This is a genomic window from Nocardia sp. CA-135398 (assembly GCF_050955845.1).
Classification (GTDB): Bacteria; Actinomycetota; Actinomycetes; order Mycobacteriales; family Mycobacteriaceae; genus Nocardia.
Genome location: NZ_CP192084.1, coordinates 4920300 through 4944923, shown reverse-complemented (window position 1 = coordinate 4944923; position 24624 = coordinate 4920300). Strand labels below are relative to the sequence as shown.

Below are 24624 nucleotides of genomic sequence, written 5' to 3'. Positions count from 1 at the left end.
GCCCATTTCGTGAGACGGATCAAAGGACTAGGGTGGCCGGATGGCGACCGAAGAGCTCACCGTCACGGTGAGTGAGGAGCTGGCAGCGGCGGTGCGACAGGCCGCGGCGGCTGCGGGACAGTCGATTTCCGGATTCACGGCTGCGGCATTGCGGCTGGAACTGATCGCGGTGGAGGCCGGTATGCGGGCCGCGCCCGGCGCCGCGCTGCCAAGATATGCGGAGGTCATGGCGGTGCTCGCACAACCCGCGGACGTTTCGCCGCCGACCATTTCGAGTGACCTGCACGCAGGCGCCACGGAGCGGAGACTGTCCGACTCGACAGACTGAAACGCCCATACGGCAGACTGGTGTCTCGTGAGTACCCAGTTGCTGATCGGCGGTCGTTTCTACAGCTCGAGTTCACCCGACGCGACGGCGATGGCCGTGACCGACGGCACTGTGGTGTGGCTCGGCGCCGAGCAACCGGGGCGCGCACTGCATCCGAATGCGGAGATCATCGACCTCGACGGTGCTTTCGTGGCACCGGCGTTCGTCGATCCGCACGTGCACGTGACGGCGTTGGGCCTGAAGCTGACCGGACTCGATCTGTCGACGGCGCGTTCACTCGAACACTGCCTGGAACTGTTGCGCGCGTTCGCGGCGTCACATCCCGACGGCGTGATTCTCGGCGACGGCTGGGACGAGACCGGATGGCCGGAGGGACGGCCGCCGACGGTGGAGGAAATCGATGCGGCGGTGCGGCCGGGCCGACAGGTGTATCTGTCACGGGTGGACGCGCATTCGGCGGTGGTGTCGTCGGCGTTGTTGACTGCGGCAGTCACCGCCGCGGCGGGATTCACCCGCGGTGCGCCCCTGCGCGCCGACGCGCACCATCTGGTGCGCACCGCGGTTCTCTCGGATTTGGATCGCGCACAACGGGATCGGGCGCGCAAGGCGGCGCTGGACACGGCGGCCGCGCACGGCGTCGTGGCCGTGCACGAATGCGGGGGACCGGAGATCGCCGGGCGCACCGACATTCGTGAACTACTCGAACTCGAGCACGGTGTGCAGGTTCGGGCCTACTGGGGTGAGGCGGTGCGCAGCGCGGATGAGGCGCGGGCGCTGGTCGCCGAACTCGGGGTGCACGCGCTCGGCGGCGATCTGTTCGTGGACGGTTCGATCGGCTCGCGCAGCGCCCGGCTGCGCGCGCCTTATGCCGATGACGCCGGAACCGGTCTCGGCTACCTCGACGCCGACACGATCGCCGCGCATGTGCGCGCCTGCACCGAGGCGGGCATCCAAGCCGGCTTCCACGTCATCGGCGATGCCGCGATGGATGCTGTCGTCGCCGGATTCGGACAGGTGGTCGACGAACTCGGCGGCCCGGCCGTCGCATCCCGCGCGCACCGCGTCGAGCATGCCGAGATGCTCGATGCCGATCAGATCGCGAAACTGGCCTCCTGGGGCGTAATCGCCAGTGTCCAACCAGGTTTCGACGCGACCTGGGGCGGTCCGGACGGCATGTACGCCACCCGCCTCGGCGCCGAACGCGCCGCCACGCTGAATCCCTTCGCGGCCATGGCCGCGGCTGGCATCGCCCTCGCCATCGGCTCGGACGCACCGGTTACCGCACTGGATCCCTGGTCGGCGGTCCGCGCGGCAGTCAACCACCGCACCCCCGGCCACGGCCTTTCACCCCGTGCCGCGTTCGCCGCCGCGACCCGCGGTGCCTGGCGCGCGGGCGGCGTCCGCGACGGCGTGGCAGGCACCTTGGTCCCGGGAGCTCCTGCCTCCTACGCGATCTGGGACGCCGCCGACCTGGTCGTGGCCGCAGCCGCTGACACTGTGCAACGCTGGTCCACCGATCCGCGCTCCCGAGTCCCCGGCCTGCCCCCGCTCGACCCCGACGCAGCCCTGCCCACCTGCCTGCGTACCGTCCACCGCGGAGTCACCATCCATGAGGCCTGAAACACCCCGAATTTCCGGCCCACAGTCGCATTTCTGGCGCCACACCGCCGAATTCGCGACGAAAATGGTCGTGCAGCCTCGATCCCGCGGTGGGTTGAGGGCGGTGCCGCACCCGAATGACGCGCCGGGCGAACCGTCGGTAGCGCGTGTGCCGACCGGCCACGCATGCCTGTACCTGCGTGGACGGGGCGGGTCCGTGCTGATGCGTAGACACAAGCGGTCTGGTCTGTGTGGCGCACCGAGGTCGTCGATGGTCGGTGTTCGCGTGCTCGATGTGGTCGGAGCGGATCCGAATTCGTCGACCGGGTGTGCGCCCAAAGGGGAAAGCCGATGAGTGTCGGCGCGGGCCTGCAGCGGGTGACGGCCGCGCTCGGGCGCTATCCGGTAGCGAGCCGGTCGGTGGCGGCGGTGCTCGCGGGCCTGCTGATTTTCGGGAGCTTTCCGCCGCGGCCGTTCTGGTTCCTCGCGCCGATCGGGATCGTGGTGCTGACGCTGACCGTGCGCGGCGCCGCGCGGTTGCGTGCGGGGTTCGGGTACGGGTTCCTGGCGGGGCTCGGGTTTTTCGTGCCGCTGTTGCCGTGGACCGGCATATACGTGGGGCCGGTGCCGTGGCTGGCCCTGTCGACGGTGTGTTCCCTATATATAGGACTATTCGGGCTTCTGGCGCGGTTGTTGTTTTCGCTGCCGGGGTGGCCGGTGTGGGTGGCGTTGACATGGACGGCCACCGAGTGGCTGCGGTCGAGCTTTCCGTTCAGCGGATTCCCTTGGGGGCGTTTGGCGTTCGGGCAGGCCGACGGCTGGTATCTGTCGCTGGCGACGGTCGGGGGAGCGCCGCTCATCGGATTCGCGGTGGCGCTCACCGCAACCGCGGCGGCGGCACTGCTCGTGTGCTTGTGGACTCACGTGGCGGTCACGCCGACGGATGATCCGTCGGCCGCCGAGCCGGGCCGTACTACCACGACGACCCGCGTTGGCTTTATCGCCGCGGCGGCGGCGCTCGTTATCATCCCGACTACCGGAGCGCTCCTCCGGACCGCCCTGCCCGGCCCCGAGGAGGGCGACCGGACGATTACTGTGGCCGCCATCCAGGGCAGCGTGCCGCGGCTCGGGCTGGACTTCAATGCCCAGCGACGCGCCGTACTGGACAACCATGTCCGGCGCACCGAGGAATTGGCTCGAGCGGTCGCGCAGGGAACGGCGCGCAAACCGGACGTCGTGATCTGGCCGGAGAACTCATCAGATATCGACCCGCTGCGCAATGCCGACGCGGCCGCGGTGATCACCGAGGCGTCCGAGCAGATCGGCGCGCCGATCCTGGTCGGTGCGGTGTTGCTGAACGGTGATCGCACGACGACGAACTCGGTCATCGTCTGGAACGGTGCGGCCGGGCCGGGGGAGCGGCACGACAAGAAGATCATCCAGCCATTCGGCGAATACCTGCCCATGCGCGGCTTCTTCCGCTTGTTCTCCGAATACGCCGACCGTGCCGGATACTTCGTCCCGGGCCACGGCGACGGCACCGTCCGCGCCGATCCTTTCGAGCGACCGGCAAGCAGTCGCTCCGAAGGCGGCATAGATATCGGCGTCGCGACCTGCTATGAGGTCGCCTTCGACCGCGCCTTCCGCGATTCCATGCACGCGGGCGCGCAATTGCTGACCGTGCCCACCAATAACGCCACCTTCGGCGACAGCGAGATGACCTACCAGCAGCTGGCCATGTCCCGGGTCCGCGCGGTCGAACACGGCCGCGCCCTCGTGGTCGCCGCGACGTCCGGTGTCAGCGCCATCATCACCGCGGACGGTGCAGTCCAGCAGCAGACACCCGAGTTCGTCCCCGCCGCGCTGGTCACCGAACTGCCGCTGCGCAGCGACACAACACTCGCGACCCGATTCGGCGCCATTCCGGAGCTTGTCTCGGTTATCCTTTCCGCTGCTGCCGTCGTGGTGGCAGTTATCCGGCGGCGAAATGCCCGCGGCAAGTTAGCGAACGACCAGGCCACCATGGACCAGCCGGTCGGCTGAGCTCGCGAGATCGGTTGAGCGCGATGAATAGGGCTTTTCCCTAACCAAACAGTCGGTATGTTTCGGGGCCTCGAAACCGTCTTTCGGTCCGCTCCGAGCGTTAGCGTGCAGTTCGCCAGCTTGCATCTTAAGCTGGCGTAAGTCGTCGTTTTCCGGTGTTTATGCCGCTCAAACCGCAAATGTGGAGAGTTTGCGGGAATGTAGCTCGTGAAAGTGCCTTGCTGCCAACATCGTTCGAAGTGAAACAAATCCGCAACGCTGGCCATCCGCTGCATTCGATGCTCCGAATCTATGGGCGTGGATCACGTCCTACGGCTGGCGCGTGCGCGCCTGCGGTGGCGGTGCTCGGGGAGTTGTGCATCAACAGCGGCAGAAGGAGTGATTGATGAAGTCATTGGCCACGGATCGCGTCGACCAATGCTCTTCCGGTGAATTCTCGGCACAACCATTCGCACTGTCGCCAGCGCAAACAGCCCTCTGGTACGCCCAACGTATCCGCCCGGATGTCCCGCTGACCATTGCGCAGTATGTCGAGATCCACGGAGACCTGGACGTCGGACGCTTGCTGTACTCCATCGAACGGTTCGGTGTCGAAACGCAGGTCGGACATGTGCGGCTGATCGAGATCGACGGTATTCCACATCAGGTGATCGACCACTCCCGCCGCCCCGGCTGGGGCAGGATCGATATGCGCGGCGAGCCCGATCCGCACGCTGCCGCACTGCGCTGGATGAACGAGCACGCCAGCTCACCGATCGATTTCGAGCGCGATCCGCTGACCACGAACATAGTGCTGCGGACCGGTGAATCCGACTACATCTGGTATGCGCGCGGCCATCACATCGTGATCGACGGCTACGGCGCGATGAACGCGCTGACCCGCACCGCGGAGATCTATACGGCGGTGGAGAACCGCACCGAACCCGAGCCGTCCCGTGCCACACCCCTGGCCAAAATCTATGCGGACGAATCCACATACCGCGACTCCAGCCGGTTCCGCAACGACCGTGACTATTGGCTCGAGCAATTAGCGGGTGCGGGTGGACCGATGACTCTGTCCAACGTGAACGGCCTCACCGCCGCCCCCGACGCGGGGCGGCGGCGTGCTTGCGCGGTCCTCGACCCGCGCGCCGAGTCCGCCATGACCGCGGCCACCGCCGAACTCGAGACGCACAGCTCGACCATGTTCGTCGCCGCACTGGCCGCCTATGTCCGGTCGGTGACCGGCAATCCCGACGTGGTGCTGAGTCTGCCGGTCTCGGCGCGGACCACGGTCGCGCTGCGCCGCTCCGCCGGCGTGGTCTCGAATGTGGTGCCGATCCGGGTGCGTTTCGATGCCGATACCACCGTGCGCGATGTGGTTCGCACCGCCGAATTGCAGATCACCGGCGCGCTGCGGCACCAGCGCTACCGGCACGACGACATCCGTCGCGATTGCGGCTACTCCCGCGATGCGCGCGGGTTCTTCGGTCCGATGGTCAACATCATGTTGTTCCACGACGAGCTGAAGTTCGGCAGTCTGCTCGGCTCGCTGCATGTGCTGGCCACCGGCCCGGTCGAGGACCTGTCCATCAATCTGTACAACGGCGAGGGCGGTCGCATCCATGTCGACTTCGAGGCCAATCCGCGGCTCTACGCGGAGTCCGAGGTCACCGCGCACCACACCCGGTTCCTGGACTTCCTGACCCGATTTCTCGCCGCCGAACCCGATACGCGCGCCGAGAGTCTCGTCGCCATCACCGATGACGAGCGCGAGCGCGTCCTGCGCACCTGGAACGCCACCGAGACCGCGCCGCAGCAGGGCACCCTGTCCGGCCTGTTCACCGATCGCGCGATGATCTGCCCCGATGCGGTCGCGCTCGAATTCGGTGACGAGACAATGACTTACCGCGAACTCGAGGAGCGTGCCAATCGGTTGGCTCGACTGCTCATCGCGCGCGGCGCGGGCCCGGAAAAGGTGGTGGGCCTGTACCTGCGGCGCAGCCTCGAGCTGATCGTCGGCATGTACGCGATCATCAAGTCGGGCGCGGCGTACCTGCCACTGGATTCGGATCACCCCGTGGAGCGGATCGAACAGATCCTCGCACAGGCCGATCCGGTCTGCGTATTGACCGCGGCCCGAGACGAACTCGCGCTGCCGGCGGGTGCGGACGCGGTGGCGATCGATACCGTCGACCTCGCGGGTTTCGATACCCGCCCGATCACTGACACCGACCGGCGCACCCCGCTGCGTGCCGATCACCTCGCGTACGTGATCTTCACCTCCGGTTCGACCGGGAAACCCAAGGGCGTCGGCGTAACCCACGCCGCGATCGTCAACCGGCTGCGCTGGATGCAGCACGAATATCCGCTCGATGCCACCGACGCGGTGCTGCAGAAGACCCCGGCCACCTTCGACGTCTCGGTCTGGGAATTCTTCTGGCCCTTGCAGATCGGCGCGCGACTGGTCGTCGCGACGCCCGACGGTCATCGCGATCCCGGCTACCTGGCCCGGACAATCGCCGAAAAGTCCATTACCGTCGCACATTTCGTGCCGTCCATGCTTTCGGTGTTCGTCACCGACACCGACGTGCGCGGCTGCACCACGCTGCGCCGGGTGTTCTGCAGCGGTGAAGCGTTGCCGGCGGCGACGGTTCGTGATTTCCACGCCGCCCTGCACGGTCCGGAGCTGCACAATCTGTACGGGCCGACCGAGGCCGCCGTCGATGTCACCTACTGGCCGTGCCCGGCCGATCCGGAAACCGTGCCGATCGGCTCGCCGGTGTGGAACACCCAGACCTACGTCCTGGACGCACAGCTGCGGCCGGTGCCGCCGGGGGTGGTCGGCGAGTTGTATCTCGCGGGCGTCCAGCTGGCGCGCGGCTACCTCGGCCAATCCCGGTTGACCGCTGATCGTTTCGTGGCCAACCCGTTCACGCCCGGTGCCCGGATGTACCGCACCGGCGATCTGGCGCGCTGGCAGGGCGATCCGGATCTCGGCGACCACCAGGGGGATTCGGGTCGGGGTGTCCTCGAATACCTGGGCCGCAGTGACTTTCAGGTCAAGATCCGCGGACTGCGCATCGAACTCGGCGAAATCGAGGCGGCACTGCTGGCCGACGAACGGGTCGCCCGCGCGGTCTGCGTCGCGCACCACGGCCGCACCGGCGACGAACTCGTCGCCTATGTCGTCGCTGTCCCCGCCTTTTCAGATGCTTTGGACAGTGCCGCGCTGCTGAACGCATTGCGTCGGACGCTGCCTGGCTACATGGTGCCCTCGGTGCTGATGTTGCTCGACGAACTACCGTTGAGCGCGAACGGGAAGATCGACCGCAAGGCACTGCCCGAACCCATTGCCGCCCGCCCGACCGGCCACCTCACCGCCGAACCCCGCACCGAGGTGGAACGGGTACTCGCCGGTATCTTCGCCGACGTTCTCGGCATCGATGGAATCGGTGTGGAGGACGGCTTTTTCGATCTCGGCGGCAATTCGCTGATCGCCGCTCGCGCCGTCGCGCGGATCAATGCCGCCCTGGGCACCGGACTGACCATCCGCGACCTGTTCGAGGCCTCGACCATCGCCGCGTTGATCGAGCGCTTCGCCACCCACAACCCGGATGCGTCCTCGCCGAAGCTGGTACCGGCGCAACGGCCGCAGCGGATTCCGTTGTCACTGGCTCAGCAACGGCTGTGGATCCTGAACCGCTTCGCCGAACATGCCGCCGCCTACAACATGCCGCTAGCTGTCGAGCTCGACGGACCCCTCGATCTGGTGGCGCTGCGTGCCGGGCTCGTCGATGTGCTCGAACGGCACGAATCCCTGCGCACCACCTTCCCGGATACGCCCGAAGGTCCGTACCAGCGGGTGCATCCGGCCACCGATATCCCGCTCACCCTGGATCCGATCGACGCGACCGGCGCCGATGTGCGCGCACTCGCCGAGGAGTTCGCCGGATACGGCTTCGATCTGCGCAGTCAGGCCCCGATCCGGGTAGCGCTGTGGAGCACCGGACCCGATCGGCACGTATTCCTCATCGTGCTGCACCACATCTGCGGTGACGGTTGGTCGATCGCACCACTGGCCAAGGATCTGATGTCCGCGGTAGCCGCGCGGGCGAACGGTATGGCACCGCAGTGGAACCCGCTGCCGGTGCAGTACGCCGATTTCGCCTTGTGGCAGCGCGAACTGCTCGGCGACGAAACCGATCCGGCGAGTGCGCTCAGCCGCCAGCTCGCCTACTGGCGCTCGGCCCTCACCGGCCTGCCGGACCAGCTCGATCTGCCGCTGGATCGTCCGCGCCCACTGCGCCGCTCGACCGACGGCGGCCGGGTCGAGTTCACCATCCCGCCCGAGATCCGCCGCGCCGCGGGCGAACTCGCCGCCAGCCGGGGTGTCAGCATGTTCATGGTGCTGCACGCCGCACTGGCTGCCCTGCTCGCGCGGCTGTGCGCGAGCACCGATGTCGCCATCGGTACCCCGATCGCGGGCCGCTCGGATCCCGCACTCGACGATCTCGTCGGCATGTTCGTCAACACGCTGGTGTTGCGGACCGAGGTCGATCCGGCCGCCGGATTCGACCAGATGCTGGATGTGGTTCGCGAAACCGATCTCAATGCCTTCGCCAATGCGGATGTGCCGTTCGAGCGGCTGGTCGAACTCGTCAACCCGGAGCGCTCCGCCGCCAGGCATCCGCTGTTCCAGGTGATGCTGTCCTACGACCGCGCACCGGATCTGCGCATCGACCTGCCGCGTGTGCGGGCGCAGGTGCTGCCGATCGCCGCCGATATCGCCAAGTTCGATCTGCAGCTGGAACTGCATGACGGCATCGCCGATGGTCCGCTGCACGCCGAATTCGGCTATGCCACCGATGTTTTCGACAAGCGCACGGTCGAATCGTTCGCCCGGCGCTTCATCGCCGTGCTCAGTGCCGTCGTCGTCGAACCGAATCGCCCGGTGGGCGATCTGGAGATTCTGGACCTGCGCGAGAACGCGAAACTCGTGCCGATCGCCGGTGCGCCGGGCGAGCCCTCGATGACCTTGGCGCAGCTGTTCACCGACATCGCCGAGCGGTTGCCGGATGCGACCGCCGTGCGCTACGAGGGCGTCGACACCAGCTATCGCGAACTCGACGAGATGTCGAACCGCCTGGCGCGCACGCTGATCGAGCACGGTGCCGGACCCGAGGTGGTGGTGGCGATCGCCTTGCCACGCAGCCTCGATTCCATCGCGGCCATCTGGGCGGTGGCGAAAACCGGTGCGGCATATGTGCCGATCGATCCGAGCTACCCGGCCGAGCGGATCGGACATATGATCGCCGATTCCGGTGCCATGCTCGGGCTCACCGTTCCGGAATCCCTGGCCGCCATGCCAGCTTGGCCCGGCGGGGGCGGTAAGCACCGCAAGCACTATGTCGATTGGCTGGTGCTCGGCTCCGAGGAACTGGCCGCCGAATCCGGCCGCTACTCGACCGATCCCATCACCGATGCGGACCGCCACTACCCGCTGCGGACCGGAAATCCGGCGTACCTGATCTACACCTCGGGTTCTACCGGAAAGCCCAAGGCCGTCATCGTCACCCACGCCGGTATCGCCTCGCTGGCACAGGAGCAAATGCACCTGTTCGGTGTCACGGATTCGGCACGTACGCTGCACTTCTCCTCGCCCAGCTTCGACGCGTCGGTGCTGGAGATACTGCTCGGGTTCGCGGCGGGCGCCACCATCGTCATCGCACCCGCGGGCATGTACGGCGGTACCGAACTCGCCGATCTGCTGCGCACGGAGCGGGTCACCCATGCCTTCATCACACCGGCCGCGCTGGCCACCGTGCCGGAGGAGGGGCTCGACGAGCTCGAGGCCGTCATCGTCGGCGGTGAGGCGTGCTCGGAGGAACTGGTCGAACGGTGGTCGGCCGAGCACCGCATCCACAATATGTACGGGCCTTCCGAGGCTACCGTCGCCGCCACCGCCAGCGGTCCGATGCAGGCGGGCCGGCCGGTGCCGCTCGGCATGCCGGTGCGCGGTATGCGGCTGTTCGTACTGGACGCCCGACTGCATCCCGTGCCACCGGGCACCCCGGGTGAGCTCTACCTGTCCGGCCCCGGGTTGGCCCGCGGCTATCTGGGCCGATACGGCCTTACCGCACAGAGCTTCCCGGCCAACCCGCACGGTAGGCGCGGTGAAAGGATGTACCGCACCGGCGATCTCGTGGTCTCGGATCCGACCGGACAGCTGCGCTTCCTCGGTCGCGCCGACGACCAGATCAAGATTCGCGGTTTCCGCATCGAACTGCGCGAAATCGACCACGTGTTGCGCGCCCATCCGGGTGTGAACGCTGTGCTCACCGTCGTGCACACCGACGAACACGGCCAGGCCCGCCTGGTCGCCTATGTGACCGCGGACGAACCGATCGATGCCGCCGATATCACCGAGACCGCGCGTCAGCGGCTGCCCGGTTACATGGTGCCCGCGTCGATTGCCGTACTCGACGAGATGCCCGTCACCCCGGCCGGGAAACTGGATCGAAAGGCCCTGCCCGCACCGGTTTTCGCGGCCGCGGGTTCCTCGCGCGCGCCGAGTACGCTGCTGGAGCAGCGCGTCGCGGCGGTGTTCGGCGAAACTCTCGGCCATCCGATGACGGGCGCGGAGGACAGCTTCTTCGACGTCGGCGGCAACTCGCTGCTGGCCACCCGCCTCGCCGCCGCACTGTACGCGGAATTCGGCGTCGACCTGCCGGTGCGGCTGATCTTCGAGGCGCCGACGGTGGCCGGTATCGCGGAACGGATAACGGAAGCGCCCCGGACGCAACGGGTGGCGCTGGCTGTGCATACCCCGCGTCCGGGACGCATTCCATTGTCGCTGCCCCAGCAGCGACTGTGGTTCCTCAATCGATTCTCACCCGAATCGAGCGCGTACAACATCGCATTCGTCATTCGGATCGACGGCGATCTGGATGCGGCGGCATTGCGCGCCGCGCTCACCGATCTGGTCGAGCGGCACGAGGTGCTGCGCACCGTCTTCCCGGAGGACAATCTCGGCGCCCAGCAATTGGTGCTGCCGACCGCCAAGGCCATGCCCGTGGTCGAACCGGTGTCGACCGATGAGGGCGCGGCAGAGCAGGCACTGCGGGCCATGGCCCGCACCGGATTCGATCTCACCAAGGACATCCCGCTGCGGATCAGCTTGCTGCGCACCGACTCTCGGCATCACCTGCTCGGTATCGTGATACATCACATCGCCGCCGACGGCTGGTCGCTCGGCCCGCTGACCCGGGATCTGGCCGCCGCCTATATGGCACGGCGCGAGGGTGTCGCACCCAGTTGGACGCCACTTCCGGTGCAGTACGCCGATTTCGGGCTGTGGCAGCGCGCCTACCTCGGTGATGAGGCCGATCCGGACAGCCTCGCTGGCGAGCAACTCGCCTACTGGCGCACCGCGCTGGCGGATCTGCCCGACGAACTGCCGCTGCCCTACGATCGGCTGCGGCCGGCCGAGCCGACGCAGGAGGCGGGTTCGGTGCGCTTCACCGTGCCCGAGCCGATGCGGCGGGCGCTCGCCGACCTCGCCCGTGAACAGGGCGTGAGCATGTTCATGGTGCTGCGCTCGGCGCTTGCGGTCATGCTGCGGTTCATTACCGGCGGTCGGGATATCGTGATCGGCACGCCGGTCGCGGGGCGCACCGATACGAAGCTCGACGAGCTGGTCGGCATGTTCGTCAACACGCTGGTGCTGCGCTCGGACGTCGACCCGGATATTCCATTCGCAAAGCTACTGCGCGCGGATCGGGACAACGAGCTGGCTGCCATGTCGCATGCGGATATTCCGTTCGAGCGCATCGTCAAAGAGTTGGGACGCGATGCGCGCGGCAGCGGTCGCCAGCCACTGTTCCAGGTGGCGCTGACGGTGCAGGAGGGGCCGGTGCCGTCGCTCGAACTGCCCGACCTCGCGCTGCGTGCCGAGGAATTGGATATCGCGCTTGCCAAATTCGATCTGGAGCTGCGCGTCGGTACCGGCGCCGGCGAGGCCGGACCGGACACGTCGGCGCGTGACTTCGAATTCGTGTATGCCGCAGAGCTTTTCGATGGGTCGACGGTCAAGACGTTGGCCGATCGGTTCCTTGCGGTGTTGGCGGCCGTCACCGCCGCGCCGCAAGTGCTGGTCCGGGATATCGACGTGCGCACCGCATTCGAGCGAGGACAGCTCACCCCGGCCACCGGCGGCGCGACCACTCCGCAGTGCACCCTGGCCGCTTACTTCACCGCCACCGCGCATATGCATCCGCAACGCACCGCGATCCGCGCGAGCGGCACCTCGCTGACCTACACCGAGGTCGACGCGCGCTCGAATCGGTTGGCACGGGCGCTGATCGAGCGCGGACTCGGCCCGGGTGACCGAGTGGCGCTCGGGCTGACCCGCTCGGTCGACTCGGTCATCACAATGCTCGCGGTCGCCAAGTCCGGTGCCGCATTCGTGCCGGTCGATCCGAACTATCCGGCCGACCGGGTGCGGCATATGCTGGTCGACTCCGGGTGCAAGGTGGGTGTCACGCTTTCCGAGCACGCCGATCGGCTGCCCGCGACCGCAGGCACCGACTGGCTGCTGCTGGACGCTCCCGAATTCATCGAGGAACTGGACGAATTCGACGACTGCCTGGTCGACGACTACGAACGCCTGCGCCCCGTCGAGATCGCCGATCTGGCCTACGTGATCTACACCTCCGGCTCGACCGGCAAACCGAAGGGCGTGGCCGTCACGCACAGCGGACTGTCGAATTTCGGCGACGAGGTCCGCGAGCGGATGCGGATCGATAAGGATTCGCGCACGCTGCACTTCTCCTCCCCGAGCTTCGACGCGGCCATTTTCGATCTGCTGCTGGCGATCGGATCCGGCGCGACCATGGTGATCGTCCCACCGGATATCTACGGCGGCGACGAACTGGCCGCGCTGATCGAGCGCGAAGGTGTGACCCACACGTTCATCACCCCGGCCGCGCTGGCCACCATTGATCGGGAACGGTGGTCATTGCCGAGCCTGCGCGCGGTCATGGTGGGCGGCGAGGCCTTCGGTCCGGATCTGGTGGCCCGCTGGGCCCCGGGACGGGAGATGTTCAACGGATACGGGCCGACCGAGACCACCGTCGTCATCACCATCTCCGATCCGATGGCGGTCGGCGAACCGATCACTATCGGCACCCCGGTGCGCGGTGCGCGGGCGCTGGTACTCGACGAGCGGCTGCGCCCGGTGCCGGTCGGCGTACCCGGCGACCTGTACCTCGGCGGATTCGGCATCACCCGTGGGTATCTCGACCGGTTCGAACTCACCGCGACCCGATTCGTCGCCGACCCATTCGGACCACCGGGGTCGCGTATGTACCGCAGTGGCGACGTGGTGCGCTGGAATGCCGCGGGCGAGATCGTCTACCTCGGACGCAGTGACCATCAGGTCAAGGTGCGCGGCTTCCGCATCGAACTCGGCGAGATCACCAATGCGCTCGCCGCACATGAGCAGGTGCGTTTCGCGCATACCGAGGTGCGCCATATCGCGGGCGCGGATCGGATCGTCTCGTTCATCCACCCCGCCGACAACACCACACCGGATATCGACGCGGTGCGCGCTTACGTCGCCGGACAGCTTCCCGCACATATGGTTCCGGCGAGTATCACGGTGCTGGACGCGATTCCGCTGACCCCGACCGGCAAGCTCGATGTCGCCGCACTGCCGGAACCGCAGCTGACGGCGCGCACGGCGCAGCGCGCACCCTCGACGGACTCCGAGCGGTTGGTCGCCGAGGTGATGGGCGAGCTGGTCGGTGTCGAGGGCGTGAGCGCCGATGACAGCTTCTTCGATATCGGCGGAAATTCGCTGCTGGCAACCCAACTCGTGGCCCGGCTGGCCGCGGCGACCAATATCCGACTGGAGGTCCGCACGGTCTTCACCACACCGACGGTCGCCGAACTCGCGACGCTGCTCGATTCCGGAACCGGTGCGGACACCCGTGCGGAGCTGGTGCGCCGCGATCGGCCGGAGCGGATTCCGTTGTCGGCGGCACAGTATCGACTGTGGTTCCTGAACCGGTTCAACCAGAACGGGGACGGCGCGGGTCATGCCGCAGGGGCCTACAACATCCCGGTGGTGCTGCGGTTGCGGGGCGAACTGGATGTCGATGCGCTGGAACGGGCATTGCATGCCGTCCAGCAGCGGCACGAGACGCTGCGGACGGTCTTCCCGGAGTTCGATGGGATGCCGACGCAGCAGATTCTCGATCCGGCCGATGCGGCCGTCAGGCTGCTCGTCGCAAGTATGCCATCGTCCGAAATACCCAGCGCGGTACAGAATTTCGCGACGCCGGGATTCGATCTCGCCTCGACCGTGCCGCTGCGGGCCGCGCTGATAACGGTCGACCAGGACGGGTCCACCGACGCGAAACCGGGGGCATCGACCGAGCATGTCCTGGTGCTGGTCGTCCACCACATCGCGATGGACGGCTGGTCGCTGGCACCGCTGGCCGCCGATGTGGCCGCCGCCTATGCGGCCGCATGCGAGGACACCACACCGGACTGGCCGGACTCGGAGATCCAGTACGCGGATTACACACTCTGGCAACAGGACACGCTCGGCAGCGAGGACGATCCCGATTCGGTGATCCACCGCCAGCTCGACTACTGGCGGGACACCCTGAACGGAATTCCGGAGCTGCTGAACCTGCCCGCGGACCGGCCGCGCCCGCCCACGCCGACCTATCGCGGCGGCATCGTCGAGTGCCCGATCGACGCGCTGACCCATCGGGAACTGCGCACGATCGCCACCAGCAATAACGTCAGCATGTTCATGTTGCTGCACGCCGCGCTCGCGGTACTGCTGCACCGGATGACCGCGACCGACGACATCACCGTCGGCACGCCGATCGCCGGGCGCGGCGGCCACCCCGAGCTGGATCGAATGGTCGGCATGTTCGTCAACACGTTGGTGCTGCGTACCCGGATCGATCCGGACGCCAGGTTCACCGACCTGCTGCACGCCGTGCGCGATACCGATCTGGATGCGTTCGCGCATGCCGACCTGCCGTTCGAGCGGCTCGTCGAGGTGCTGAATCCGGTGCGCTCGCAGGCCCATCACCCGATGTTCCAGGTAATGCTCTCGGTGCAGAGCCATCCGGTGCGGGTGCTCGAGCTGCCCGGCCTGCGCATCGAGTCCGAGGATGTCGACACCGGGATCGCGAAGTTCGATCTGCAGTTCACGCTGACCGAATCCGACACCGGCGCAAGGGAACCCGGCGGCATCAAGCTGTCGGTCAACTACGCCAGCGATCTGTTCGACGAGGAGACCGCACAGCGGCTCGGTAAGCGATTGGTCCGGCTGCTCGCCGGGGTCGCCGCGAATCCGACCACCGCCGTGGGTGATCTGGAGCTGCTCGATCCCGCCGAATGGTCCGGGCTGGCCCCGGTACGCGGGGCCGAGGCGGACCGGCCGGTCACCTTCCCCGAGGTGTTCGAGACCGCGGCGAATCTCGACCGCAAGGCGATCGCGCTGCGCTCTGGCGACACCCAGGTGAGCTACGACGCGCTCGACCGGTGGACCAACCGGCTGGCGCGGGTGCTCATCGTACGCGGGGTCGGCCCGGAAACGCTGGTGGCACTCGGGATACCGCGCTCGGTCGAATCGGTGGCGACAATGCTCGCGGTGGCCAAGGCGGGTGCGGCATTCGTGCCGGTCGATCCGATGTATCCGGCGCAGCGGATCTCCCATATGCTCACCGATTCCGGTGCGGCACTGGGGATCACACTGGCCGCACACCGCGATCAGATGCCAGGCGATGCCGAGTGGATCGTGCTCGACGATGCCGAATTCCGTGGGCGAGTACTGGATACCTCCGATGCGCCGATCGGGCCGGACGAGCGGACCAGTGCGCTGCGGGTGGACAATCCGGCCTACGTCATCTACACCTCCGGCTCGACCGGCACACCCAAGGGCGTCGTGGTCACCCATGGTGGCCTGTCGAACTTCGCCGCGGAGACCGCGGAGCGCTTCGAGGTGCACCCGGGGTGCCGGGTCCTGCATTTCGCGACGCCGAGCTTCGACGCCGCCATGCTCGACCTGCTGCTCGCGCTCGGTGGTGCGGCGACGCTGGTGATCACGCCACCGGGTGTGGTCGGCGGTGCCGAACTGGGCAGGGTGTTCATCGACGAGGGGATCACGCACGCGTTCATCACCACCTCGGCACTCGGCACGGTCGATCCGACCGGCGTCACCGAACTGGCGCATGTGCTGGTGGGCGGCGAGGCGCTGCCGCCGGAGCTGGTTACGCGCTGGGCGCCCGGTCGCAATCTGTACAACGTGTACGGGCCGACCGAGACCACCATTGTCACGGTGATCTCCCAGCCCATGACACCGGGCGCGCCGATCACGATCGGCGAGCCGATCCGCGGCGTCAACGCCACCATCCTCGATGGGCGGCTGCATCCCGCGCCGGTCGGGGTGACCGGTGAACTGCATCTGGCGGGTAGTGCGCTGGCACGCGGTTATCTGAACCGGCCGGGGCTGACCGCGCAGCGGTTCATCGCGAATCCCTACGGCAAGCCGGGCGAAAGGATGTATCGCACCGGCGATCTCGTGCGCTGGTTCGGGCACAGCTCCGACTCGGCTCGCGAAATCGAATACCTCGGCCGCACCGACCATCAGGTGAAGATCCGCGGCTTCCGCATCGAACTCGGCGAGATCGATGCCGCGCTCGCGCGGCACGAGGAGGTCGAGTTCTCGACGACCATCGGTTATCGGACCCCCGCCGGTGCGACGGCCCTGGTGTCGTATGTGAAGCCTTGCGATGGCATAACGGTGAGCACGGCCGAGCTCATCGACCATCTCGCCGAGCGGGTGCCGAATTACATGGTGCCGCAATCGATCATGCTGATCGACGAGGTTCCGCTCAGCCCGGTCGGCAAGCTCGACCGAAACGCGTTGCCGGAACCGGTCTTCCGCGCGAGCGAAGGCTATCGGGCGCCGACCACTCCGACCGAGGCGCAGCTGTGCGCGGCCTTCGCGACGGTGCTCGGCGTCGAAACGGTGGGTGTCGACGACGGATTCTTCGAACTCGGCGGCAACTCCCTGCTGGCCACCAAGGTCGTGGCAGAGCTGCGCGCCAACGGGATCGATATCCCGGTGCAGCTGATGTTCGGCGAGTCCACCCCGGCCGCCATCGGGGCCCGGCTGGACGGAGCCGCGCACCCCGGCGCGGCCATCGCCGCGACGCTGGAACCGGTGCTGCCGATCCGGGCCCGCACCGCCGCGAGCCGGGCTCCGCTGTTCTGCATCCATCCCGCGATCGGACTGTCCTGGTGCTATTCGGGCCTGCTCGCGCATCTGCCCGCGCAGCGTCCGGTGTACGGATTGCAGGCACCGCATGTCGCGGGCGAGGACGGATTCGATTCGATCGGCGAGGCCGCGCAAAACTATGTGGCGCATATCAAGTCGATCCAGCCCGAAGGGCCCTACCATCTGCTCGGCTGGTCGCTGGGCGGTCTGATCGCGCACGAGGTGGCGGTCCAACTGCAGGAGGCGGGCGAGCAGGTCGCGCTGCTGTCGATGATGGACAGCTACCAGCTCACCGACGAATGGCTCGAGCATGCGATCCCCACGGTGGCCGAGATCATCGGCGAATTCGGCAGTGCCGCCGATGACGTCGACCTCGACCCGCGCATGAACCTGCGCGACGCCGCCGAACTGCTGCGCTCGCGTCCCGGACCGTTCGCGGCCCTGACCGTCGAACACCTGGAGCGCCTGTACGCGGGCTACACCAATGGCACCGTTCTGGCCCACGGCTTCCGGCCGCGGACCTTCGACGGTGACGTGCTCTTCTTCACCGCGGCCGATGACGAGATCAACCGCACCGACCCGACCCGCTGCGCCGCGGCATGGGCACCGTTCGTCACCGGCACCATTCACAACCACGACCTGCCCTGCAAACACTCGGCGATGACGACACCGGAAGCACTCGCCGTCATCGGTCCCGTGCTCAACGAACATCTGGAAGGCGCACCGGGGCAGGAGGCACGGTCGTGAGAGAGCGTTTCGAACAGTCCATCCACACAGCACCCGTACGCATCGACGAAACCTGGTGTCAGCGAGGCGGATTCACGCGAGATATCGCGGATGACCGCGCGGGCCGGGACGTCGGTGCCGAGGGGCGGAGTAGGAGCGAATCGTGAGCGAGTGTCAGCGAGGTGCAGCCGTGAGCGAATGCGGTGAAATGAAAGACCGTGCGCAATCGGGAGCAGGTGCGGCGAGAGTGCGGGCGCCGGGGGCGAGGGCTCGGCAGGTTGTGTCGTGAGTCTCGCGGTCGAGGTGCACGGCCTGGTCAAGACTTACGGCCGGACGCGGGTGCTGGACGAGGTCGACCTACAGATCCCGGCGGGCACGGTGATGGCGCTACTCGGGCCCAATGGCGCGGGCAAAACGACGACCGTGCGCATCGTGACCACCCTGCTGCGGCCGTGTGCCGGATCGGTGCGGGTGGCGGGCATCGACGTCTTGCGCGACCCGGCGGCCGCGCGACGGCGTATCGGGCTGTCCGGTCAGTACGCGGCAGTCGATGCCAACCTGACCGGATACGAGAATCTGCGCATGGTGGCGCGGCTGTACGGAATGTCGCAGCGGCAGGCCACATCTCGCGCGGCGGAGTTGCTGAGCTCCTTCGGCCTGGACCATGCCGCACATCGGCGCGCGGGTACCTATTCCGGCGGTATGGCGCGGCGACTCGACCTGGCCGGTGCATTGGTGGCGCGGCCCGCGGTGGTGGTGCTCGACGAGCCCACCACCGGGCTCGATCCGCGTGGCCGTCTCGATATGTGGCGCGTCATCGGTGATCTCGTCGACGACGGCACCACGGTGCTGCTCACCACCCAGTATCTGGAAGAGGCCGACCAGCTCGCCGATCGCATCACGGTCATCGATCGCGGGCGGGTCATCGCCAAGGGCTCGGCCGACGAGTTGAAGACCTCCATCGGCGGCGACCGGCTCACCGTCACACTGGCCCCCGGCCAGGACGTGCTGCCCGCGCTGACGGTCCTCGCGCAGGTCGGCATCGGTGAGCCGACCCACGATCTGGGCGCCGACGAAGTCTCCATCGTGGTCGCCGACGGCTCCCGCACCATGGTCGAGGCGCTGCGCAGGCTCGACGACGCCGGAGTGTGCGTGGTCGACGCCGGCGTGCACCGGCCAACTCTCGACGATGTATTCCTGTCCCTCACCGGCACCACGGCGGGCGAACTCGAGCCGGAAATCGACGATGTACAAGAGGAGATCTTGTCTTGATGAGCACCGCAGTCGCGCGCGCCGAAGCCGAACCGACCGCGACAACCGAATCGCCGCAGGAGATTCGGCAGCCGCACGTGCGGATCATCCGCGACAGCGCCATCGTGGCGTACCGGAATCTGCTGACCATCCTGCGGGTCCCGACCCTGCTGGTGACCGCGACGATCCAGCCGCTGATGTTCGTGTTCCTGTTCGCCTACATCTTCGGCGCCTCACTCGGCGGCGGCCAATATCGCGAATTCCTGCTCGCCGGAATCTTCACCCAGACAGTCGCTTTCAACGCCGCCTTCACCACCGTCGGCCTGGCCGGCGATCTGGAGAAGGGCATCATCGATCGCATGCGAACGCTGCCGATGTCGCGGCTGGCGGTGCTGATGGGGCGCACGCTCTCGGATCTGGTGGTGAATATCCTGAGCTTGGCCGTCATGGTCGGCTGCGGCTATGTCGTCGGCTGGCGCATCAACGGCGGGATCGCCGATGCCGTACTGGCTTTCGCGATAATTCTGCTGTTCGCTTTCGCGATGTCCTGGGTCGGGGCGTTCACCGGTCTGGTCTCACCCACCGTCGAAGTCGCCCAGAGCGCGGGCCTGATCTGGCTGTTCCCGCTGACCTTCATTTCCTCGGCGTTCATCTCCGCGGAATCGCTGCCCGGCCCGCTGCGCACCGTCGCCGAATGGAATCCCATCACTGCGGTTTCCGCCGCCGGTCGGAAGCTTTTCGACAATGGCGCGCCACCCGCCTTCGGCACCCCGACCGGATGGCCCGCCGACCACTGCATCGTCTACGCGGTGGCGTGTTCCTTCGCCATCCTGGTTGTGGTCGTGCCGTTGGCGCTGCTGCGCTACCGGAAGGTGGCCAGTAAGTAGTACTCGCGTAGCGATTCACCGTCATGGCGGCTCGCCCGCTGCCGTTATTCGGCCTCGGGCGCGTCGGTCGGTGGCCTAGTCAACAGCCCCTTGTGGCAGCTGCCCGGGTGGCGCAGCTGCCACAAAGGGGCTGTTCGCTTGATACGGCATCGCGGACGCGTCGCTGGTTGGTCGGGTGGAAATTGTCGCCGCCGATGTCAACGCAGATCCAGGACTGCCTTTGCCATCGAGACAGCGGGGGCGGGCACGTCGGTCGCGTTCCAGTCGCAACGCCGGGAGTTATCCGGGTTCGGGTACGAGAAAGGCCGCCCGCACCAGTTGGTGCAAGCGGCCTCTGACGGAACCTAAACCCGACGCCGCGTCTTCAGCAGGTCCAGCCGCTCCTTGAGCAGCTCCTCCAGCTCTTCCTTACTGCGACGCTCCAGCAGCATGTCCCAGTGCGTGCGCGGCGGCTTGACCTTCTTGGTCTCCTGGGTGGTGCCCTCCATGAGGGTGCCCTCCTGGCCATTGCGGCAGAGCCAGGTCGGGGGGATCTCGGCGTCGTCGGCGAACGGGACGTCGAACTCCTCGCCGTTATCGGTCCGGTACCGAGCAATCCGACGCGGGGCCAGGTCGTGGTCGCGATCGGTTTCGTAGCTCACCGCTCCGAGCCGACTGCCCCGGAGTACGCGATCTGCCATGGTGTGCCTCTCCCTGTGTGCTCGAGTCTTGTTGCGCTGCGACCGCGTCCCTCATCGGTCACTGCCGGATGAACGCGTGACGCTCGCTGGACCTTAGGTATAACGATCGTGCCTGCGCCAATAGTTCCCCATCGGCGTACCGGCGAACCGTTCCATTGTAGTCGGTGTCCCGCCCACACTCCGCCACGCCCGCGCCGCGCCGATAAACCCGAGCCGCGAGTCCCATTCAGTCGCCACAACCATTAGGGTTCTGCGTCATGTCGCGCCGCTTGCTGTCCTGCTGCCTGTGGTGTGGGCGGGAGATCGTCGAATCGGAGGCCGGACGTCGTCGCCGGTACTGCCGTCAGTCCTGTCGCCAACGCGCCTACGAGCACCGCAACAGTTTGAAGGGAACCGGAATTCCGGCGGATTCGGTGGTACTGAGCGCGCAGGAGGCGGCCGATCTGGCCGACCGCTGGTTCGCCGCCCGCTGCGCCGCCGAGGACGTGGCCACCGCCATCGGTGAGGGCGCCGACACCGAAGAGCTGAAGGCCCTCAGCGCCACCCTATTGACCCTCACGCGCGAGGCGGAACGGCTGCGGTGAGGACCGACCGCTAGCCGAGTCGGCGCTCTTCGACCGATGTGCTCAGGTTCGCTCCGTTGAGATCCAGGTACAGCAGTCGCTCGGTTATCGATACCGTGACCGTGTTGCGGCGTTCGATCGCGGCGACGGCGGTATCGATGAATTCGCGATCGAAGCTGTACAGCGGAATCGCTTCGGCGCGGTGGATCCGCTTGCCGGTGAGCTGTGCGAGCACTTTGGCCGGGTCGCGATGGGTGTAGACGGCAACGCGTTCAGCCGATTTGCTGCCGCGGTGTACCCGATCGGCATCGGGCGCGCCGACCTCGATCCAGGCGGTGAGCCGTCCGGTGAGATCGCGCACCAGCACCGCGGGCTCGTCGGTGGACGAAACCCCGCCGTCGCTGAAGGTGATGCCCTCCTCGTACTCGAGGCAATAGGCCAGCAGCCGGGTCAGCATGAACTCGGCGGTTTCGGACGGGTGGCGCGCAACCCGCAACTCCAACTCCTGATAGACGCCACGGTCGACGTCGGCGAGTTGGACGGCGAAGTTGTGCAGTGTCGCGCTGAGGGCCATAACAGCAGGAGCTTAGCGGTGTGGTCTACGGCACGGGCTGGACGCGATCCACGAACCGCTCCGGCATCGGCTGTGGCATGCTCCGAGCTATGCCGCCAGCTGTGGATGTCGTCGGATGTGCAGTGCCGCTGTCCGTCGCGGTGACGAATATCGTCGGTAAGTATCTGTAATGTTCGCGGCGCTGGATCGGCTGCGGCTGTTCAACATTCGTGAATTATTCGTGCACCTCAGCCGAACGACCATGTCGGTCGCGGTGTTCGCGGTCTCGGCCGCGTTGCTCGTGGCGGTGTTCGGGATCTCGGGGTCTATCACGGAGTCGGTGAACCGTCTCGGCGCCGATCTCGCCGGAAATGCGGCGCTCGAGGTGTCCGGCGTGACCGACGCCGGGTTCGGCCAGGCGCTGCAATCGGAGATCGCGCGGGTGCCAGGGGTGGCCGCCGCCGTGCCGATGATCCGCGCCGACGTCGGGTCCGCGGACACCCGTACCCTGCTCATCGGGATTGATCCGGTATCGGCCGCGTCCCTGCACAGCGATCTGCAACGGGCCGTCTCCGCGCAGACCGGTGGCGGCACGAAGCTGCTCACGGTGCCCAACGGCGTGCTCGTCGGGCCCGGCACCGGTCGGTCCGAGGGCGAAACATTCGAGGTGGACGAAACCGCCGTCACCGTCGCGGCGGTTATCGACGGACCTGCGGCGGCGGGGCTCAACGACGGCCACTTCATCATGGCGACGCTCGGTCTGGCACAGCGCATCACCGGCCGCACCGGAACGATCGACTCGATATTGCTGGTCGCCGCGCCCGGTTCCGACATCGGTGTGGTGCGGTCCGCGGTCGACAATGTGGTCGCCGGGCGGGCGGTGGTGGCCGACCCGAACTTCCGTGCCGCGCAGGCCGGCGGTGTCATCGCGGTGCTGCGGTCGACGACCCTGATGGCCGCCGCACTCGGCCTCGTCGTCGCGGGATTCCTTATCTACAACGCGATGAGTATGGCGATCAATCAGCGCCGCAACGTCATCTCGACGCTGCGCGCCATCGGCGGCCGCAAGCAGGTCATCGTGCGCGACCTGCTCGCCGAAGCCGCGGTGCTCGGCGCCATCGGCGGCGTACTCGGCAGCGGCATCGGAATCCTCATGAGCCGCTGGACGATCGGTCTGCTACCCGCTGCCCTCGTCCAGTCCTTGCAGGTCCGGATCGGGTACGTCCTGCCCGGCTTCACCGTGCCGCTGGTGCTCACCGCCTGCGTGGTCTCGTGCGTCGGTGCGGCGGCCGTCGCGGCGCGGCAGGTGTACAAGGTGGCGCCGATCGAAGCGCTCGCGCCGGTCGGCGTCTCGTCGGCGGACCGGATCCACCTGCCGGTGCGGATCGTCGCCGCCGTCGCAGGCGTGGGGTCTATCGCTGTGTCGATTGCCGCCGCCACAATTGATCTCGGTCTCTGGTCGATCGGCGCGGTGGCGCTGTTTCTCGACGGCGCCGTTTTCGTCTGCTTCGCATGCTTCGATCAGCTGGTCGCGGCGACCGTCGCGGTCGCCAGGTTTTTCGGCGCTCCGGGCGCACTCGCGGCGGCCACCATCGAGCGTGCGCCGCGGCGGGTCTGGGTCACCGTGATATCGGTGCTGATCGCGGTGGCGATGACGGTGTCGATCACCGGATCGAACAAGAACGGGATCGATTCGGCCGTCGACGCCTTCCGCCCGGCGGCGGCGGTGGACGTGTGGGTCCAGCCGACGTCGAACGAGGTGTTTCCGACCGGACCGCTGCTGCCCAACGGAATCGAGCAGACCATCGCCGCGTTGCCCGGTGTCGCCGGTGTCGTGCCGGGACAGATGGCCTACGCGTCGATCAAAGGGTCGAAGGTGATCGTGCAGGGTCTTGCGGTGGGAACGCGGCATCCGCTCTTCGAGTCCCTGAGTGCTTCGGCGCGCGCGGGGGTGTTGGCCGGTGCGGGTGTGGTGGTGTCGCGCGATATCGCGCGGACGCTCGGCGTACGCGCCGGCGACGATCTGACGATCCCGACGCCGCACGGTTTTCAGCACGTCGAGGTGCTCGAGGTGTTTCCCTATTTCTCCGCATTGACCGGATTCGTCGGCATGAGCCTGCCGCAGCTGCGGCAGTGGTTCGACCGGCCCGGCTCGACGTTGCTCGAGGTGACCGTGCGACCGGGCGCGGACCGGGCGGCGGTGCAGCGTGCGATCGGCGCGGCCGTGCCGACATCGGTGCATGTGTACTCCGGGCAGCAGGAGCTCGCCGGGACGACCGCGAGCCTGCAGCAGGCAACCGTGCTGATCAGTGCCATCACCTGGATCGTCGTATTCGTCGCCGCGGTCGCCCTTGTCAATACGTTGATGCTGTCGGTGCTGGAACGCCGCCGCGAACTCGGCGTCCTCCGAGCGATCGGATCGTCACGGCGCTTCATGATGCGCATGGTGCTCGCGGAGGCGGCGGCGATCGGCGTGGTCGGCGGTATCTGTGGGCTGGTGATCGGCGTGGCGAACCAATATGTGAATACACTTGCGTTCACACATGTTCTCGGGCTGGACATCGCCTTCGGGCTCACTCCGGCGACTGTGGTCTTCGGGCTCGGGGCTTTGTTGTTGTGCCTGGCCGGGGCGGTTCCGCCCGCCCTGCACGCGGCGCGGCTCAACATCATTGACGCGGTCGACGTCGAATGATGCCTGACATGTATAAC

At 67.2% G+C, this 24624-nt stretch carries 10 protein-coding genes; 8 read left to right on the top strand and 2 right to left on the bottom strand.

Annotated features, from left to right (window positions below; all coding sequences use genetic code 11):
- The first annotated feature begins 40 nt into the window (after positions 1 to 40).
- From ACQP1T_RS21555 to ACQP1T_RS21530, 6 genes are all read left to right on the top strand, one after another.
- Complete coding sequence (locus ACQP1T_RS21555) at positions 41 to 328, top strand: hypothetical protein (RefSeq protein ID WP_433754845.1); 288 nt, start codon at positions 41 to 43, stop codon at positions 326 to 328.
- Between the two features lie 27 nt (positions 329 to 355).
- Positions 356 to 1948 carry an amidohydrolase gene (locus tag ACQP1T_RS21550; RefSeq protein WP_433754844.1) on the top strand — a complete coding sequence of 531 codons (1593 nt, stop codon included), beginning with the start codon at positions 356 to 358 and terminating at the stop codon, positions 1946 to 1948.
- Between the two features lie 330 nt (positions 1949 to 2278).
- Positions 2279 to 3970 carry an apolipoprotein N-acyltransferase gene (lnt, locus tag ACQP1T_RS21545; RefSeq protein ID WP_433754843.1) on the top strand — a complete coding sequence of 564 codons (1692 nt, stop codon included), beginning with the start codon at positions 2279 to 2281 and terminating at the stop codon, positions 3968 to 3970.
- 385 nt (positions 3971 to 4355) lie between these two features.
- Positions 4356 to 18002 carry an amino acid adenylation domain-containing protein gene (locus tag ACQP1T_RS21540; protein ID WP_433754842.1) on the top strand — a complete coding sequence of 4549 codons (13647 nt, stop codon included), beginning with the start codon at positions 4356 to 4358 and terminating at the stop codon, positions 18000 to 18002.
- A gap of 264 nt (positions 18003 to 18266) precedes the next feature.
- Positions 18267 to 19253 carry an ATP-binding cassette domain-containing protein gene (locus ACQP1T_RS21535; protein ID WP_433754841.1) on the top strand — a complete coding sequence of 329 codons (987 nt, stop codon included), beginning with the start codon at positions 18267 to 18269 and terminating at the stop codon, positions 19251 to 19253.
- A gap of 83 nt (positions 19254 to 19336) precedes the next feature.
- The gene (locus ACQP1T_RS21530) at positions 19337 to 20119 is read left to right on the top strand and encodes an ABC transporter permease (RefSeq protein ID WP_433762297.1); all 783 of its coding nucleotides are present in this window, start codon (positions 19337 to 19339) and stop codon (positions 20117 to 20119) included.
- A 344-nt stretch (positions 20120 to 20463) separates the two neighbouring features.
- Here ACQP1T_RS21530 and ACQP1T_RS21525 read toward each other — a convergent pair whose 3' ends face one another.
- On the bottom strand, positions 20464 to 20799 hold the full coding sequence (locus ACQP1T_RS21525; RefSeq protein ID WP_040691372.1) for an RNA polymerase-binding protein RbpA: 336 nt from the start codon (positions 20797 to 20799) through the stop codon (positions 20464 to 20466).
- A 257-nt stretch (positions 20800 to 21056) separates the two neighbouring features.
- On the opposite strand from ACQP1T_RS21525, the gene ACQP1T_RS21520 reads away from it, so the two are divergent.
- Entirely contained in the window at positions 21057 to 21383 is a 327-nt protein-coding gene (locus ACQP1T_RS21520) for a hypothetical protein (RefSeq protein ID WP_062990969.1), read from the top strand.
- A gap of 10 nt (positions 21384 to 21393) precedes the next feature.
- Here the strand turns inward: ACQP1T_RS21520 and ACQP1T_RS21515 are convergent, their stop codons facing one another.
- Positions 21394 to 21936, bottom strand: coding sequence for a YaeQ family protein (locus tag ACQP1T_RS21515; RefSeq protein ID WP_433754840.1), 543 nt, complete (start codon positions 21934 to 21936; stop codon positions 21394 to 21396).
- A 169-nt stretch (positions 21937 to 22105) separates the two neighbouring features.
- Here ACQP1T_RS21515 and ACQP1T_RS21510 point away from each other — a divergent pair, with 169 nt between their 5' ends.
- A complete protein-coding gene (locus tag ACQP1T_RS21510) occupies positions 22106 to 24607 on the top strand; it encodes an FtsX-like permease family protein (RefSeq protein WP_433754839.1) in 2502 nt (833 codons plus the stop codon).
- Positions 24608 to 24624: the final 17 nt, after the last annotated feature.